15 protein-coding genes are annotated in these 15,608 nt (G+C 62.4%); 7 read left to right on the top strand and 8 right to left on the bottom strand.

Going from position 1 to position 15,608, the window contains the following annotated elements; all coding sequences use genetic code 11:
* On the top strand, nucleotides 1-344 hold a 344-nt coding region (locus tag QT222_RS17785; RefSeq protein WP_491477945.1), incomplete at its 5' end, for a hypothetical protein.
* Nucleotides 345-415: 71 nt separating this feature from the next.
* On the opposite strand, the gene QT222_RS17780 is transcribed toward QT222_RS17785, so the two are convergent.
* Complete coding sequence (locus QT222_RS17780; protein ID WP_004060108.1) at nucleotides 416-832, bottom strand: hypothetical protein; 417 nt, start codon at nucleotides 830-832, stop codon at nucleotides 416-418.
* A gap of 216 nt (nucleotides 833-1,048) precedes the next feature.
* On the opposite strand from QT222_RS17780, the gene QT222_RS17775 reads away from it, so the two are divergent.
* Both QT222_RS17775 and QT222_RS17770 read left to right on the top strand, forming a co-directional pair.
* Nucleotides 1,049-1,777, top strand: a complete 729-nt coding sequence (locus tag QT222_RS17775; protein WP_004060109.1) for a guanosine phosphorylase — start codon at nucleotides 1,049-1,051, stop codon at nucleotides 1,775-1,777.
* 9 nt (nucleotides 1,778-1,786) lie between these two features.
* Nucleotides 1,787-3,373: an HPP family protein gene (locus tag QT222_RS17770; RefSeq protein WP_491477944.1), complete on the top strand. Its 1,587-nt coding sequence runs from the start codon at nucleotides 1,787-1,789 to the stop codon at nucleotides 3,371-3,373.
* Between the two features lie 24 nt (nucleotides 3,374-3,397).
* Here QT222_RS17770 and QT222_RS17765 read toward each other — a convergent pair whose 3' ends face one another.
* Nucleotides 3,398-4,600 carry an NAD-binding protein gene (locus tag QT222_RS17765; protein WP_491477943.1) on the bottom strand — a complete coding sequence of 401 codons (1,203 nt, stop codon included), beginning with the start codon at nucleotides 4,598-4,600 and terminating at the stop codon, nucleotides 3,398-3,400.
* Between the two features lie 113 nt (nucleotides 4,601-4,713).
* Here QT222_RS17765 and QT222_RS17760 point away from each other — a divergent pair, with 113 nt between their 5' ends.
* Genes QT222_RS17760 through QT222_RS17750 form a run of 3 tightly spaced genes read left to right on the top strand, consistent with a single transcriptional unit; the run spans nucleotide 4,714 to nucleotide 7,594 of the window.
* Nucleotides 4,714-5,928, top strand: coding sequence for a potassium channel family protein (locus tag QT222_RS17760; protein WP_491477942.1), 1,215 nt, complete (start codon nucleotides 4,714-4,716; stop codon nucleotides 5,926-5,928).
* Entirely contained in the window at nucleotides 5,925-7,307 is a 1,383-nt protein-coding gene (locus tag QT222_RS17755; protein WP_491477941.1) for a DUF8167 domain-containing protein, read from the top strand. The genes QT222_RS17760 and QT222_RS17755 overlap by 4 nt, the downstream gene beginning before the upstream one ends.
* A gap of 23 nt (nucleotides 7,308-7,330) precedes the next feature.
* On the top strand, nucleotides 7,331-7,594 hold the full coding sequence (locus QT222_RS17750; RefSeq protein WP_014732532.1) for a ubiquitin-like small modifier protein 1: 264 nt from the start codon (nucleotides 7,331-7,333) through the stop codon (nucleotides 7,592-7,594).
* Between the two features lie 95 nt (nucleotides 7,595-7,689).
* Here the strand turns inward: QT222_RS17750 and QT222_RS17745 are convergent, their stop codons facing one another.
* The gene (locus tag QT222_RS17745; protein ID WP_491477940.1) at nucleotides 7,690-9,255 is read right to left on the bottom strand and encodes a succinic semialdehyde dehydrogenase; all 1,566 of its coding nucleotides are present in this window, start codon (nucleotides 9,253-9,255) and stop codon (nucleotides 7,690-7,692) included.
* Between the two features lie 102 nt (nucleotides 9,256-9,357).
* Complete coding sequence (locus QT222_RS17740) at nucleotides 9,358-10,203, bottom strand: Rieske (2Fe-2S) protein (RefSeq protein WP_004060116.1); 846 nt, start codon at nucleotides 10,201-10,203, stop codon at nucleotides 9,358-9,360.
* Nucleotides 10,204-10,428: 225 nt separating this feature from the next.
* On the opposite strand from QT222_RS17740, the gene ppc reads away from it, so the two are divergent.
* Complete coding sequence (ppc, locus tag QT222_RS17735; RefSeq protein ID WP_004060117.1) at nucleotides 10,429-13,122, top strand: phosphoenolpyruvate carboxylase; 2,694 nt, start codon at nucleotides 10,429-10,431, stop codon at nucleotides 13,120-13,122.
* 103 nt (nucleotides 13,123-13,225) lie between these two features.
* Here the strand turns inward: ppc and QT222_RS17730 are convergent, their stop codons facing one another.
* The 4 genes from QT222_RS17730 to QT222_RS17715 all read right to left on the bottom strand — a co-directional run bounded on the left by QT222_RS17730 (nucleotide 13,226) and on the right by QT222_RS17715 (nucleotide 15,508).
* Nucleotides 13,226-13,393 carry a hypothetical protein gene (locus tag QT222_RS17730; protein ID WP_169330959.1) on the bottom strand — a complete coding sequence of 56 codons (168 nt, stop codon included), beginning with the start codon at nucleotides 13,391-13,393 and terminating at the stop codon, nucleotides 13,226-13,228.
* Between the two features lie 193 nt (nucleotides 13,394-13,586).
* Nucleotides 13,587-14,387, bottom strand: coding sequence for an aldo/keto reductase (locus QT222_RS17725; protein WP_491477939.1), 801 nt, complete (start codon nucleotides 14,385-14,387; stop codon nucleotides 13,587-13,589).
* 83 nt (nucleotides 14,388-14,470) lie between these two features.
* Complete coding sequence (locus QT222_RS17720) at nucleotides 14,471-14,962, bottom strand: immunoglobulin-like domain-containing protein (RefSeq protein ID WP_491477938.1); 492 nt, start codon at nucleotides 14,960-14,962, stop codon at nucleotides 14,471-14,473.
* 144 nt (nucleotides 14,963-15,106) lie between these two features.
* Nucleotides 15,107-15,508, bottom strand: a complete 402-nt coding sequence (locus QT222_RS17715) for a hypothetical protein (protein WP_491477937.1) — start codon at nucleotides 15,506-15,508, stop codon at nucleotides 15,107-15,109.
* Between the last annotated feature and the right edge of the window lie 100 nt (nucleotides 15,509-15,608).

The raw sequence follows: 15,608 nt of genomic DNA, 5'->3' as shown, positions 1-15,608 counted from the left end.
GTCGGACACAGCCGGACGAGATCGGGTTTCTCGATGCGAACGTCGTCCACCACGTTGCTGGTGCACTCTCAGGACTTCTCTATGCACTCGTCTATCTGGCCACCGATTTCGTGCTCCCCGACTTGCCGCTCGTCGGCATCGACGTGCCATCGCACCTCATCGCGACTGGTGCTGTCGTGGCGAGTATCTACTTCCTGTTTTCGCACTTCATCCTCCCCCGTGCCGGGCGGAGAATCTACGAAGAGCGTGCGACCGCGGTTCGCGGGCAGTGGCTCCGCTCGTCGCTCGTCTTCGGCGCAACGCTGTTGATTCTCGCCCCGGCGTTGTTTACCGGCCTTTCGTAACTACCGTGGCGGCGAGACGGCACACCACAGCCAGAGTGACGACACCACATCACGACCCCCTCACAACCACCTCACGAGTCGAGCCTTCGCACCCGCCGCCTGATGAGCGTCGCGACGAACCAGCCAGCCGTATTCGAGACGATGTCCCCGGCGGTGTCGATGCTATCACCGGCCATGAGAGCGAAGTGTGGCGTCATTGCTTCGAGAAACTCCCACCCGACACCGATGCCAAAGAGGAGGACGAGCGCGGAGAGTGGCGTATACCGGAAGCGGAACGACCACGCAACGATCACGGCGCTATTTGTCGAGTGCATGGCGATGTCCCACCACCAGATTGATTCGTAAAGTGGGAGGAGACCGAGGCTCACCACGGCAAGCGTGGCGAATACGAGCACGCGCGGACTTCTCGCCGCAGCAACCGCCCAGAATCGCCAGTCGCCGCTCTGTGTTTCCGGGGAGGAGACGACCGAGACAGACCGAGTTCCCATCGCCTCGTTGGAAGCGAAGAAGCCGGTTAGTTAGCCGCTCGGTTTGACCCCATAGACGCCGCATTTGGGCGTTTTAACCCGGATTTACCCGTTTTTGGTTAGTGTTACGAACCGCTTACCAGTCGGTCTCGTCCCGAGAGCGTGCGAAGGAAGAGACAGCGAGTCAAGGTTCCCGAGAACCGCGTCGTTTTTGCCCACGACCCGAGACGTTTGGATATGGCGAAGCAACCCCATCTCCTCATCGAAGAAGGCGACGTGAACGATATCGCACTCATCCCGGGCGACCCGGGACGTGTCGACCGAATCGCCAAGCAGTGCGAAAACGTCGAGGAAGTCGCACAGAACCGCGAGTACAAAATCGTCAACGCGGAGTACGACGGCGTCCCGATTACCATCTCTTCGACCGGTATCGGTTGCCCGTCTGCCGCTATCGCCGTCGAAGAACTCTCCCGCGTCGGTGTGGAGACGTTCATCCGCGTTGGTACCACCGGTGCCCTACAGGAGGACATCGAAATCGGTGACATGATTGTCGCCACGGGTGCCGCAAAAGAGGAAGGGACCTCCAAGCGCTACGAGTCCGAGGTCATTCCGGCCGTTCCGGACTACGACGTGCTCACCTCGCTCGTCGATTCCGCGGAAGCGAACGACGAAGAGGTACACGTCGGTCCCATCGTCTCCGACGACGCATTCTACAACGAGTCCGACGAGTACGTGAAAAACTGGAACGCGGCTGGGCTCCTCGCTATCGAGATGGAAGCCGCGACAGTGTTCTCGCTCGCTCGCCGGAAGGGCCTCCGCGCAGGCGCAATCTGTACGGTCGACGGCAACCTCGTCGCAGGGACCCAGAAGGGTGCCGACTCCGACGATGAACTGCCCGAGAAGGCGAAGAATAACGTCGAGCGCGCCATTAGTATCACGCTCGACGCCGCAACCAACCTCGCGTAGACACGACCCGTGAGTCCCCGCCACCTCGCGGCCCGGGTGGTCGCACGCGTAAGCAAGCTCTATACGCGAATTCGGTGCATAGAGCGGCGTGAACTGGTGGCGTTTGGACGCTGGGTAGAGAATACGAACAATCTGCTGCATCTCACCGTTTTACTGGTTATCCCGCTTCTAATCGCAAGCGTGACGTTCGTCTCCAACGCGGTTAGCACCCTCTCGTTCCTCTTGTTCCCGCCGCTTGCATCCGGGACGTACACGTTGTTTTCGGACCCCGAGGGTCGCTACGCCTCGCCGGGGAAGTTCGTCGTCACGCTCACCGTCGGCGCGCTCTGTGGCCTCGTCGCCGTCGGCTTTTCCGACTGGGCGTACGGACCGACTGGTACCGCGTTCGTTCACCCCTCGGCGGCCGCGCTCGCAATCTTTCTCACCGGCAGTGCGACGTGGCTCCTGAACGTCGAGGCACCCTCCGCGTTCTCGACGGCGCTTTTGACACTCGTCACGGGCGACGTGAATCCCGAAGAGTACGTGGTGAGTATCTTCTTTGCGAGTCTGGTCATCGCTGCCGCGTTCTTCATCTGGCGCGAGCAGTTCTACGAGCGGCGGGCGGAGTACCTCTACGGAACCGTCCGCGGGGACGACCACGTCATCGTTCCGATGCGTGGCGAATCAGCTCCCCAGACGGCTTTCTTCGCCGCGCGACTCGCCGCGGCCCACAGTGCCGGGAGAGTTGTACTGCTCGACGTGCTCTCTCCCGACGCTCTCGAATCGACCGCTGAAAGCACAGCGGCATCCACCGCTGAATCGAACGATGTCACTGCGAGCACGGAGGACTCAGCGGTTAGCGAGCCCGTAACAGAGGTTAATTCGCAGAAAGACGAAGTTAGGAGGATAGATGAGGGCGAGGAAACAGACACGGCCGGGCAGTCGTGCGAAGGCGAGAAGATAGACGGATCCAGCGAATCGACTGGGAGTCCCGCCGCCGACGCCGCAGTCGAGCGCCTCGAATCGTGTGCACACCGACTGCGGACGCGACTGGGCGTCCCCGTCGAGGTCGTCGTCGCCCGTGGTGACCCGCTGTCGGCAACAACGAAAGCCGCGGAGAACACCAATTCGGACCTCGTCGTCACTCCGTACGAAGAAGACCGCGGACTGCTCTCGGACTACGTTCGCGGCCTGTTCGGCGGCAGCTACGACACCGTTGCATTTCGGTCGACCGAAGAGAGGTTCCGCTGGCGGCGCATCCTCGTCCTCGTCTCGCGCCCCGGCGACACCGCCCACGCGATGATCGATTTCGCAACCCGACTGGCCGGAGAAACCGGCAACGTGAGCGTCACGACGTGTATCTCGTCAGAAGTCGAGCGCAGACCGGCGGAGTCGAAACTCGCAAATCTCGTCGAGACGGCGGACGGGAACATCGAAACGCGGGTCGCTCGCGCCGAGGTGACGACGTTCATCACGTCGAACGCTGCGACCTACGACCTCGTCGTCCTCGGGTCGAGTGGCGACCGGTCTGCCGCCTCGCGCTTTATCTCACCGCCGACGTTCGAGCGAATCAAAGAAATCGACTCTGATGTGGCCGTCTTCGACCGCGGACACTAGCGGCCGAGGGTAGTGTCGAGAGGGCTAGCCACCGAATTCGGTGTTCGAACTATCGAGACCGGCGTCGGCTGGCTCGTCCGGGCGTTCGTTAAGGAGTCGTTCTTCGAGCGTTTCGAGACCGGTCCCACCGAGAGCCGACTCAGCGAGGAAGTGCCCGCCGAGAGCAGCGGGACTGATAACGGTGTTCGCTCCGGCGCGGCGAAGCTTTCGCTCGTTTTCCCGCTGTGTCGCCGATGCAACGATATGCACGTCAGGGTTGAGTTGCCGCGCTGTGAGGATGGCAAGCGCGTCTTCAGCGTCGTTGTTGGTGGCGACGACGACAGAGCGCGCCGCGTCGACGCGAGTCCGTTCAAGTGCCTCTTCGTCGCTCGGGTCGTCGGTGACAACGTCGTAGCCGCGGTCCGTGAGGCGCTTCGCGCGCGATTCGTCAGGCGTGACGATGACCACGCGAGCACGGCTCCCGAGTTCTTCGAGTATCGGTTCGGTCAGTTCCCCGTAGCCGAGAACGAGGACGTGGTTCTCCAGGATGTCGAGTTGTGATTCGGTCATACGTCCAAGTGCTTTCGTGAGTCGTGCTTCGATTGCGGGCGTGAGCAGTACACCGAGGGCCACCGCGAAGCTCGATACCGTAACGAGCAGCGCCGAGAGCGCGAACAGTTTGGCGAAGAACGTGTTGGGCGTCACGTCGCCGTAGCCGACGGTGCTGCCGGTGACGAGCGAGTAGTAGAACGCGTCGAAGACCGTCTCGACGCCGTTGAAGTCTTCTCTGAGGGCGTACGTGCCGACGGTCGCGTAGGTCTGCGCGCCGGCGATGGCGAGAAGCGCCGACAGTTGCGTCACCGTCAGGTCGAGCGCGCGGTCAAATGCGCGGTAGTTGAACAGCGAGAGCGCGAGGCTGACACCCGATAGACCGACCAGTACGGCGGCACGCTCCGGCGATTGGATGAGTCCCTGCGCGGCCGTCACCGGCAGGAGGATGACCGTCAAGTACCACGCCGCACGGAGGCGACGTCGGAGCCCAAACACGCTGACGAGAAGCAGAAAGCCGGTCAACGCGCCGGTGTAACTGGCCGTGATTCGAGCCGCGTCCGGAATGTACGGCGCGAGAATACCGCCGGCCGTCGGTGAACTGATGTTCACGAGACCGATGGCTACCGAGAGGACGGCGACGACGAACACCGTCCCGACAGTCGTTCGCGCGCCGAACCAACCGCGTACCGAGACCATACCTCTGGCACCTCCGCAGTGAGCGGGGAAAAACAGTCGGGTCTCAAAACGGGGCATAACCCGAAATCCACGTCGTCGGCACGCATTTATGCTGCCGACGAGTGGACAGGGCTATGGCTGCACTCCCCGTCGAAGTCGTCTACGGACTCTACTTCGGCGTTCTTACGGGACTCGTCCCCGCCGCCATTGCGTGGCTCTTGGGGTTCGGGTTCCGGTACGTCACGGGTGTCACCGTCCCCGGGCTGGCAGTCGTCGTACTCAGCGTCGCCATCGCCGGTGCGAGTGGGGGGCTCATGGCTCTCGCCGACCCCACGATTACGCAGTCGGAAAATCAGGTCCGACTGACGGTCGCACTGCTCGTCGTCCTGATGGGATCGTTGTACGCGCACAACCGCGGTGACGCCTTCGCCAACGAGATTCCGCGAAAGGTCTCGCTTCGAAAGCTCACGGAGCGAACGCTCTCAACCGACGTGGTCGAACTCGTCGGCGGGCGCGGACAGGTCCGCGTCGCCGTCGCGGGCGAAGTCGGAGATATCGAAGGCTATCCGCCGGTTCCACTCGATATTCGCACGCGTATTCGAAACGGCGAGTGGACCTTCCCCGCGGACATCCCGCTCGTGGAACTCGAATCGCGGCTCGCCGACCGACTGCAGACCGAATTCGACCTCGCGGCCGTCGAAGTCAGACTGGACGAACGTGCCCACGCAACCGTCTCGGCGGCCGCCCCCGTCGGCGGGCTTTCGAAGCGACTCCCACCCGGCGAACGCGCCGTTTCGGTCACCGCGCTCGTCCCGACCGGACTCGCACAAGGCGACGAGGTCGTGGTCGTCACCGACGACGAGACGGTTCCGGCGACCGTCGCGGGCGTGGATACGGTCGCCGAGACTCCCGTCGCCAGCGAATCGGACGACGACACCGACGACGATGCGCCGAAGGCCGCACCCCGCGCCCCGACAGCAGTTGGTGGGGTGGGTCGAGTCACGCTCTCCGTCGACCGGACTGCCGTCGAATCGCTCCTCAGTGCCGATGTGGAACGGTTCGTCGTCACGTCCCGCGGCGTGCGCCGCGAGTTCGAACTCGTGTCGCTGCTTCGCCGCGCCGGCAAACGATTCGCTCGACTCTCCGTCGGGGCTGACGGACCGCTCGACGACGTAACACTCGGGGATGTGAGTGTCCGCGATTCCTACGGTGTCGCCGTCCTCGCCGTCCGCCACGGCGGCAATTGGACGATTGCCCCGTGCGGAGACCAACGTGTTTCGGCCGGTGATACGGTCTACGCCGCCGGGTCGCGGGGTGACCTCGCCGCCTTCGAGGAGGTGGTCGCGTGATATCTGTTGTTCTCGCCGAACAGGTCACACTACTGCCCGCAGACGACTCGCTCGTCAGGCAAACCCTCCGATTCGTGGGTCTCGTCGTCGGCGCGTTCGTCGTCTCGGGCATCGTCTCCTTGCTCTACCGGTGGTACACCCGCGAGATGATTCCGCGCGCGCTCGCCATCCTCTTCGGCGGGGCGCTCGTCGCGCTGTACCTGAACACCATCGGCCTGTTCGGTGACTTTCTCACGGGAGACGAACCTGCGGTGTTCCAACTGGAGACGGTCCTTTTCAACACGGCGTCGCTCGCTGGCGGGGCGCTCATCTCTCCGGCCGGCCGGGTCGTTGGCGACCGACTCGCAACTGACGTATTCGCCGTTGCCGGCGCGAGAGAACTCAACAGCGACGTGAGCCGACTCGTCCGGACAGTCGGCCGTGTTTCCTCGGTGACGCTTCCCGAGGTAATCGACGATATCGGCGGCTACGACCCGGTTTCAGACGCGGTTAAAGAGCAGTTGAGCGGCAAGACGCTCTTATTCCCTCGCCGACTCACCGAAGCAGAACTTCGTGACCGACTCGTCACGCGAATTAAAGACGACCACGGCGTCGGCCACGTCGACGTGGAGTTCGAAGACGGCGACGTGTCGTATCTCGCACTCGGGAGTCGAGCAGCCGGTCTCGGCCCGACGCTCGCGCCGGGGACCGTCGCGCTCGCAATCCGCGGAGACCCCGGCTCCGGTGCGGCCGCTGGCGACCCGGTCCAGGTGTGGTCAGTGCCGAAGCAGGCTGCCGAACCCGACCCAAACTCGGAGGAACCGAAACAAATCGAGCGGGGGACCACCACTGACACGACCGACATGGTCGATTCACCGCCCGGTGGCGACGCTGGGGAACCCGAAGAACCGACACCGACTCGAATCGCCTTCGGCGAACTCCGAGGCGTCACAGAGGACGCAGCAACCATCGCCCTCGATGAGGAAGACGCAAGCAACCTATCTAGTAACGAACACTATCGGCTCGTCACGCTTCCGGCGAACCCACCCGTCGACCGCGAGTTCGCGTCGCTCCTGCGGAACGCCGACGAGACGATGGCTATCACGACAATCGTCGCCGATGCCAACCTCGATGGCAAACTCGTCTCCGACGTAGATACGACCGTTGCCGCCGTTCGGTCGGCGAACAAGCCTATCGACGCCATTCCGCCGCGGAGTCGGAAACTGGCTGCCGGAGACACGCTGTACGTCGTCGGCCGGCCGGAAGTGCTCCGGAAGGTCGAACGCCGGGCGACGATGGCCGACAGTCAAACAGATGGTGGTGACGATGCGGGCGATACGAACGATGGGAGTGATGCGGACGGCGAATCATCTCGACCGTCGGGGGCGCAATCCTCATGACCGCCGAGCGAGGAGACGGTATTATGGAGTGGAAACTGTTCGCTGACCTCGCTGAGGTTGCTGGAGCGCGAACCGTCCGCGTCGACGTCGAGGGCGGCGCGACCGTCGGTGACGCCCTCGACGCGCTGGTCGGGTCGCACCCGTCGCTCGAATCGCGAGTGTTCGCCGACGACGGCGAACTGTACGACCACATCAACGTGCTGCGAAACGGTGAGGCCGCGACGCTCCGCGACGACGCGGACGTTGGCGACGAACTGGCGCTGTTCCCGCCGGTTAGTGGCGGATGAGAGATAGCACCGACTCGGGGAAGAAAGCTTAGACTGTCCGTAGAGTTAGCCCATCGCATCAGAGCGAACAGCCGGATTCTTACGGGCGAAGTTGCTTACGGTCCCAACTCGGTGAGTCGTTTCCAGAGCCGAAGCCCGAGCGTCGCGCCGTCGGCCCAGAGTCGTTTCCCGCGCTTCGGCGGCGAGAGCAGACCGAATCGCTGCGTTGCGACGGTCTGCGGCTCGGTGTACTTCATGAGACCGTGGCGACCGTGCCGCCGTCCGAGTCCGGAGTCTTTCATCCCGCCCATCGGCGCGTCGATGGATGCCCACGCCGCCACGTAGGCTTCGTTGACGTTGACGGTCCCCGCGTCCAACCGAGTGGCGACTTGTTCGCCGCGTTCGGTGTTTTGCGTCCAGACGCTCGCGTTTAGCCCGTACGCAGAGTCGTTGGCGCGCTCGATGGCTTCGGAGACGCTTTCGACTTCGTACAGCGAGACGACCGGACCGAACGTCTCCTCGTCTGCGAGCGTCATTTCCGGTGTCACGTCGGTCAACACCGTCGGTTCGTAGAAATACGGTCCGAGTTCGGGGCGGGCGCGACCGCCGGTGAGGACCGTTGCCCCCTTCTCGACGGCGTCAGAAACGTGGGCCTCGACTTTCTCCAGCAACTCTTGGTCCAAGAGCGAGCCGACATCGTGGTCGTAGTCGTAGCCCGCATCGAGCGTGAGCGCCTGCGTCTCTCGAATGAATGCGTCGCGGAAGTCGTCGGCGACGGACTCGTGGACGTAGATTCGCTCGATGGAGATACACAGTTGTCCCGCATTGGCGAAACAGCCGCGAGCAGCGCCGCGGGCCGCCGCATCGACATCCGCATCGTCGAGGACCAAAAGCGGATTCTTGCCGCCGAGTTCGAGCGAGCAGTCGGTGAGATGCCGCCCTGCGGTTTCGGCGACGATGCGGCCGACTTCGGTGCTCCCGGTGAAGCTCACGTAGTCGACGCCTTCGATGAGCGAGTCGCCGAGCGTCGGTCCTTCGCCGGTGACGACCTGCAAGACCGTGTCCGGAAGCCCGCACTCGCGGAGCAGGTCGAGCGCCCACAGCGCCGTGAATGGCGTCCCCTCGTCGGGCTTGAGGACGACGGCGTTGCCCGCGAGAAGGGCCGGAATCGATTCCGACACCGACAGCGATAGGGGGTAGTTCCAGGGCGAAATAACGCCGACGACACCGACTGGGTGGTGATGTTCGACGGTCTTCGTCACGAACGGAACCGCACCCGAACGCCGGGTCGGTGTGAGAGCACGCTCTGCGAGATTCGCGTAGTATCTAGCTGTCGTGGCGGCGTCGAGGACTTCTTCGAGCGCATCTGGGCGGGCTTTACCGGTCTCGGTCTGAATCACGTCGAGGAGGGATTCGCGGCGGTCGAGAAGGGCATCGTGGAATCGACGAAAAACGGCGGCGCGGTCTTCGACGGGCCACGTTGACCACTCTGACCGGGCCGTCCGGGCTTCATCAACTGTCGATTGAACGTCCTCGGGAGTACACAGCGGGACCTCACCGACGACACTGTCGTCGTACGGGGCCCGAACTAGGAGTTGCTCGCGGGAGCCATCCGGCGAGACGAGGTGGGCGAGCGATTCCAGTTGTGCGGACGTAACTGGAGGAACAGGGGAATCGGCCATGCGCCCACGTAGGAAGTGAAGATACTAACCGCCGTGGAATGGGGAAAAACGGAAACCGAAGTGTAGCGGAGTCGCGCCGAAAGGGAAGGCCGCAGTGAAACGTTACTCTTCGGGGCGCGGAAGTGCCGTAAAGAGCGTCTGAACGATGGAGAACGGGTCGTAGACGGACTGGTGGCACTGACAGTAGACGCCGTCTTCAGCGTTGAACTTGGCGGCGTCGGAGGACTGCTTGTACCCGGGGACACAGCAGAAGTGGGTACACTTGTTGAGCCACGCGATGACGCCCTTATCGGTCGAAGCAGCGAGCCACTCGTTGTCCTTGGCTGCCTCTTCGATGCGCTTCGAGCGGAGCACCTGAATCGGAATCACGTTTTCGACGTCCTGCGAGCGCCACGTACCGGTCGCGGGCTTGCCGAGGCCGGACTGACCGATATCGTTGCCCCATTCGGTGTAGTCGTCGAAGTCCGCGATGTTCAGTTTGTCACCGGAGCTGTAGGCATCCCTCTGCCAGTCGTATTTACCACTGTCAGAACGGAAGTAGTTGTCAGACTCGAAGTCGGGGGCGAGTCCCTCGTAGGACTGCACACCGCAGTACTGGAACCAGTCCTGGGAGTAGGTAACACCGGTACCTTTGTAGTCGTCTACCAGGGCAAGACTGACTTCGACACCATTCTGTGTGACAGTCTGTACATCGGGCCAAACACCCTTGATGAAACCGTCACTATCGATCTCGATCGGAATCTGCGGCATGCCGCGCGGAGCGGGACCGGCGGTGTTCTCGATGGCGTACGCCTGTGTCGAACCGCCACCGTGGCCGGACGAGGACGTTGCGGTGTTGATGGCGGCCGCACCCGTCGTTCCCACGCCCGCGAGTGCCGCTCCCCCGACGACGCCTTTGACGAACCGGCGGCGACCCGAGTCGGCGGGGTACTTGTCGCTATCGCTCATACCCTGAACTTCGACCCGGTCAGTAAAAGCGTGACGAATCCCCCGTGTTACGATAGACCACGAAACGCCCGCCCCCAATACTGTGGGTGGTGAATTACGCGATTCTTGGTGGTGGCCGAGAAACCCACCAGTTGGTTACTAACATTCGTTCATAACTAAATTATGGGCAATTTTTCGGCGCTACTCGTGGGCTTTTACAACGTGGTACTCGTATTCGAGTACGAGATGCGACTGCACACCAGAGACGTCAGACAGGACGTCCGCGAGCTTGGGGCACTGCTCGGGGACGTACTGGAGGCACAGACCTCTACGGCGTCGTTCGAGACGGTCGAAGAGCTTCGACAGGCCGCTATCGCCTACAGAAAGGGTGAGGCGGGGTCCCGCGAAGCACTCTACGAAGTGCTCGGTGACCTCGACCCCGAACGCGAGAGTATCGTCGCGCGGGCGTTCACCACGTACTTCGAACTCATCAACCTCGCCGAAGAGCGCGAGCGCGTTCGCGTCATTCGCGAGGCGTCGCAGGAAGGAACGCTCGAAGACGGCATCCTCGACACACTCGACACACTCCAAGCGGAGGATGTCGACGAGGAACTGCTCGGGCAGGTTCTCGAAGACGTGCTCATCGAACCGACGTTCACGGCGCACCCGACCGAAGCGCGCCGGAAGACGGTGAAAGCGAAGCTTCGCTCCATCGCAAACCGACTTGAGACGGTCGACGAGCGCCGCCTCACCGACCTCGAACACGACCAGGAATGGCGGCACATCGTCGCCGAGGTGACGAGCCTTTGGCAGACCTCGCAGGTCCGCAACCGCCGTCCGGAGCCGACCGACGAGGCCCGAAACGTCCAGTGGTACCTCGAAAACATCCTCTTCGACGTCGTCGGCGAGGTGTACGAGGAACTCGAAGAGGAACTCCACAAGGAGTACCCCAACCTCGACGTGCCGAAGCTGTTCGAGTTCCGGTCGTGGGCCGGGTCTGACCGTGACGGCAACCCCTTCGTCACACCTGAGGTCACAGAAGACACACTCGCCCGCCAGCGGAACGTCGCCCTCGAACAGTACAGCAGCGCCCTCAAGCGTCTCTCCGGTGTGCTGAGTCAAGACGCAACACGAACCGACCACGGTCCCGAACTCGAACGCTCGTTGAAGGCCGACCGCGAACTGCTTCCGGTCGTGGCGGAGGAAGCAGACGAGCGCTATCCCAACGAGCCGTACCGCCAGAAACTGAAACTGATGCGCGAGCGACTTCGCCGCATCGAAGACGTTCGACCCAACGGCTACGCCGAAGCGAGCGAACTCATGGAGGACCTGGGAGTCATCGACACCAGCCTTCGTGAGATTGGTGCCGAGCAGGTCGCGGACGTGTACGTCGAACCCCTGATGCGACAGGTCGATACCTTCGGCTTCACGCTCGCCAGCCTCGACCTCCGCGACCACCAGGAGAACCACACCGAGGCCGTGCACGAAGCCCTCGCGCACGAAGGACTCGACTACTACGGGAGCTCCGAGGAGAAGCGCGTCGAACTCCTTACCGACGCGATTCTTCAGGAAGAACCAGTCGTCGACCTCGAAAACCCCGGCGACGTGTCTGAGACGGCCCAGCGCGTGCTTCGCCGCTTCCGCAAACTCGGCGAATGGCAGCGCGAGTACGGCGTCAGCGCCATCGACACCTACTGTATCTCGATGACCGAAGAGCCGTCGCACGTCCTCGAAGTACTCTTCCTTGCCGACCAGGCCGGCGTCGTCTCTCTGCCGGACCACTGCGGTCTCGATGTCGTTCCGCTTCTCGAAACCGAGTCGGCGCTGAACGGCGCGCGCCGCATCATGGGAACGCTGTTCGAGAACGAGGCGTACGGCAAGGCGCTCGCCGCCCGGAACAACGTCCAGGAGATTATGCTGGGCTACTCCGACTCCAACAAGGAAAACGGCTTCCTCGCGGCCAACTGGGACCTCTACAAGAACCAGCGCCGCCTCGCCGACATCTGCGACGATTTCGACGTGACGATGCGGTTGTTCCACGGTCGCGGCGGCTCGATTTCCCGCGGCGGCGGCCCGATGAACGAGGCGATGCTGGCGCTGCCGAACGAGACCATCACGGGTCAAATCAAGTTCACGGAGCAGGGCGAGGCAATCGCCGAGAAGTACGCCAACCCGCGCGTCGCGGAGCGAAACCTCGAACAGATGCTCAACGCCCAGATTCGCGCCCGCCTGCAAGCGATTCGGCAACCCGAAGAGGAGGTTCCCGACCGCTGGGTTGACGCCATGGACACGATGGCGGCGGCCGCCCGCGAGGAGTATCGCAACCTCCTCGAATCCGACGGGTTCGTCTCCTACTTCGAGCAGGCGACGCCCATCACGGTCATCGAGGAGCTCAACCTCGGCTCTCGGCCGGCCTCTCGGTCCGGCGAACGCACTGTCGAGGACCTCCGTGCCATCCCGTGGGTGTTCTCGTGGACGCAGTCGCGGTGTATCCTCCCCGGTTGGTACTCGCTGGCCGCGGGGGTCAACGCCTATCTCGACGACGGCGGCGACATGGACGCCCTCCGCGAGATGTACGACGAGTGGCCGTTCTTCCGCAGCACGCTCGACAACGCCGCGATGTCGCTGGCACGTACGGACTTCGAAATCGCCGCCGAGTACGCCGACCTCGCGGACGAAGACCTCCGCGAAGAGTTCTTCACGCGACTCACCGCCGAGTACGAGGACGCCGCGAACCTCATGCTCGATATCAGCGAGCGCAGTAGCCTCCTGAAGCGCGAGTGGCTCAAAGAGAGCCTCCGCCGCCGGAACCCCTACGTCGACCCGCTGAACCTGTTACAGACGCACCTGCTCGCGCAGACCCACCGGACCGAAGAAGAAGAGCGAACCCTTCGGCTCACGGTCAAAGGTATCGCTGCGGGGATGAAGAACACGGGCTAACCCCGAGATTGAAGCACACGAGGTACCGAATCCGAGATAGCTGAACACGGAACCGTTCGACCCCTCGGCCACCCACCGAGACAGTCAACCGACTCGCGCGGAGTCAGGCCCGCCGCAGGTCGTACGCATTCGAGCAAACCGGGCAGGTCTCTCGTGCCACGCGATATTCGCGTTTGAGCCGATGCCGAACGCCGTCAAAGTCGGCCGTTCCTTCGTATCCCGATTCGACTTGCTGTCCGCAGTGTGGGCACACCACCACCACCGTTGCCATATTCAGACGTACGAGAGTGTTCGCTATATATGTTCACTCAGTTCGGGAGCAGCCGACACACAATCCTTCGAGGCGTCGGAAACGAACCCGGAAACGAGGCTCGGAACAAGGCCGGAAGTGAGGTCAAAAGGGAGGCAAAAACTTCGAATCAGGCCACTGAGTGGCCTGTAGGTGACGGGTTCGGCTGGGGTGTCTAGACCTGATTCCACGGCGCTTCGTCGAAGTCGACGATGCGGTGGGTTTCGTCGATGGCGTCGATGGCTGCCACGTCTTCGTCGTCGAGTTCGAGGTCGAGCGCGGCGAAGTTGTCGCGGATGTGTTCGGGCGAGGCGGCCTTCGGGATGGGCGTCGCGCCCTTCGCCATCAACCACGCGAGGCTGACCTGCGCGGGCGACGCGTCGTGTTTCTCCGCGATGTCGGCGATGGTATCGTTTTCGGCGACCTCGTTGCGCGCGATGGGCGAGTAGGCGACGAGGTGGTGGTCGTGTTCCTCGGCGAACGCGCGGAGTTCGTCCTGCTGGAGCAGCGGATGCATCTCGACCTGGTGGGCGAACACCGGGGCGTCGAGGCTCTCGATAGCCGTTTCGAGTTGGTCGGGTCGGAAGTTGCTCAGGCCGATGTTGGCGATGAGTCCGTCCTCGTAGAGTTCGTCGAGGGCTGCGAGTGTCTCCGCTTCGTCGTAGCTGTCGAGCGGCCAGTGGACGTACAACAGGTCGATGGTTTCGACGCCGAGTTTCTCGGCGGACTCCCGTGCGGTCTCCAGTACGTCGTCGTAGCCGAGGTTGTCGGTGTCGAGTTTCGTCGCCACGAAGATGTCGTCGAGGTCAACGTCCGACTCGGCGAGACCCTCGCCGACGAACTCCTCGTTGTCGTACATCTGGGCCGTGTCGATGTGGCGGTAGCCCACGTCGAGGGCGGTCGTTACGGCTTCGACGCACTCGTCGCGGTCTTCGAGTTTGTACGTCCCGAAACCGAGTTGCGGGAACTCCTTCATGAGCGAGTAAATTCGCGCAGAGGGTTCAAATCCTACGGTTGCGGAATCCGGTGTGGGGTTCGTCTCCGTGCTGTTATCGGATACTATGTGGGTTCGACTACATCGAATTCGGCCGCAAGAATGGGAGAGACTCCGAGAATAAGGAGTCGATACAGGCCGGGCGACAAGTCAGTCTGTCCCTCCTCGGCGTGCTCTTCGAGTCCGGACTTCGAGAGTTCGATACGCTCTTCGAACGTCTCTCCTGGAGACAACTCCGTGGCGCACATTCGAGGGACCCGCTTACCGGTCCACACGACCTGCTTCCAGTCTCCTTCGACTTGTTTCTCAAGTGCCCACGGATTTCCGCAGCCAAGGACATGCACCGAGTCGCCCGTGTTAGTCACCCGGTACTTCACCAGGTCGCCGAGATGAATGGGTTCTTGAGTTACCTGAAGTTGCACATCCTCTCGGGTGGAGACGACGCGGTTTCCCTCCCGGTACTCCGGCTGTGATTCTCTTCGTCGTTTCAGCGCGCCAATCCCAGCAAGTGCGATACCACCGATACCAAGTGAGGTAACGAACGTCCGCCGATTCATGTCAAACAATTATTTTTTGAGGTTGTAAATCACATCGGTACCGGTTACTACCAAATCAGTCGTGTTGCGGCCGGTACTGTTCGACTGGCTCGTCTCTGGCTGGTGCGTCGTCGTGGGGAGAACGACAATAAACGACAGCCTCGACTACTCACTCGGTTCGACGGTGAGGTAGCCGTCTTCGACGTCTTTCAGGAGCGCCCCGTAAAATAAAAACACGAGGATGGCACCGTAGACGGTGATACATAAGATGAACGATGGAATCTGAGATAGCGGGGTCGTCCGGAGGAGAAGCATCCCGAGGAACGTCCCGAAGACCGTGAGCAAGCCACTCGCCGCACCGGCCCAGTAGTTGGGTTGGTCCCGCCGTATCAACAGCGGAACGTCGAACCGTCGTTCGAATCGGCGGACGACGATGGGGAGAACGAACACCCCCGGAAACGTGGCGAGTCCGTACCAGTAGCCACTTCCGAAGACAGGCGGCGTGAGTACCGTCACACAGAAGAGAAGCACGAACAGGCCGGCGGCGTTTCGTCGCTTCTGAAACATATTCGTTCGCCCATCATGTCGCTCTATTAATCATTGTGTTGGTGGCACGACGGGGACACACCGGACAGCCATCTCCGCGCGAAAACATACATGTCACAGC

The organism is Haloferax sp. s1 (genome assembly GCF_058382125.1).
This window is presented reverse-complemented; position numbering and strand designations above follow the sequence as displayed.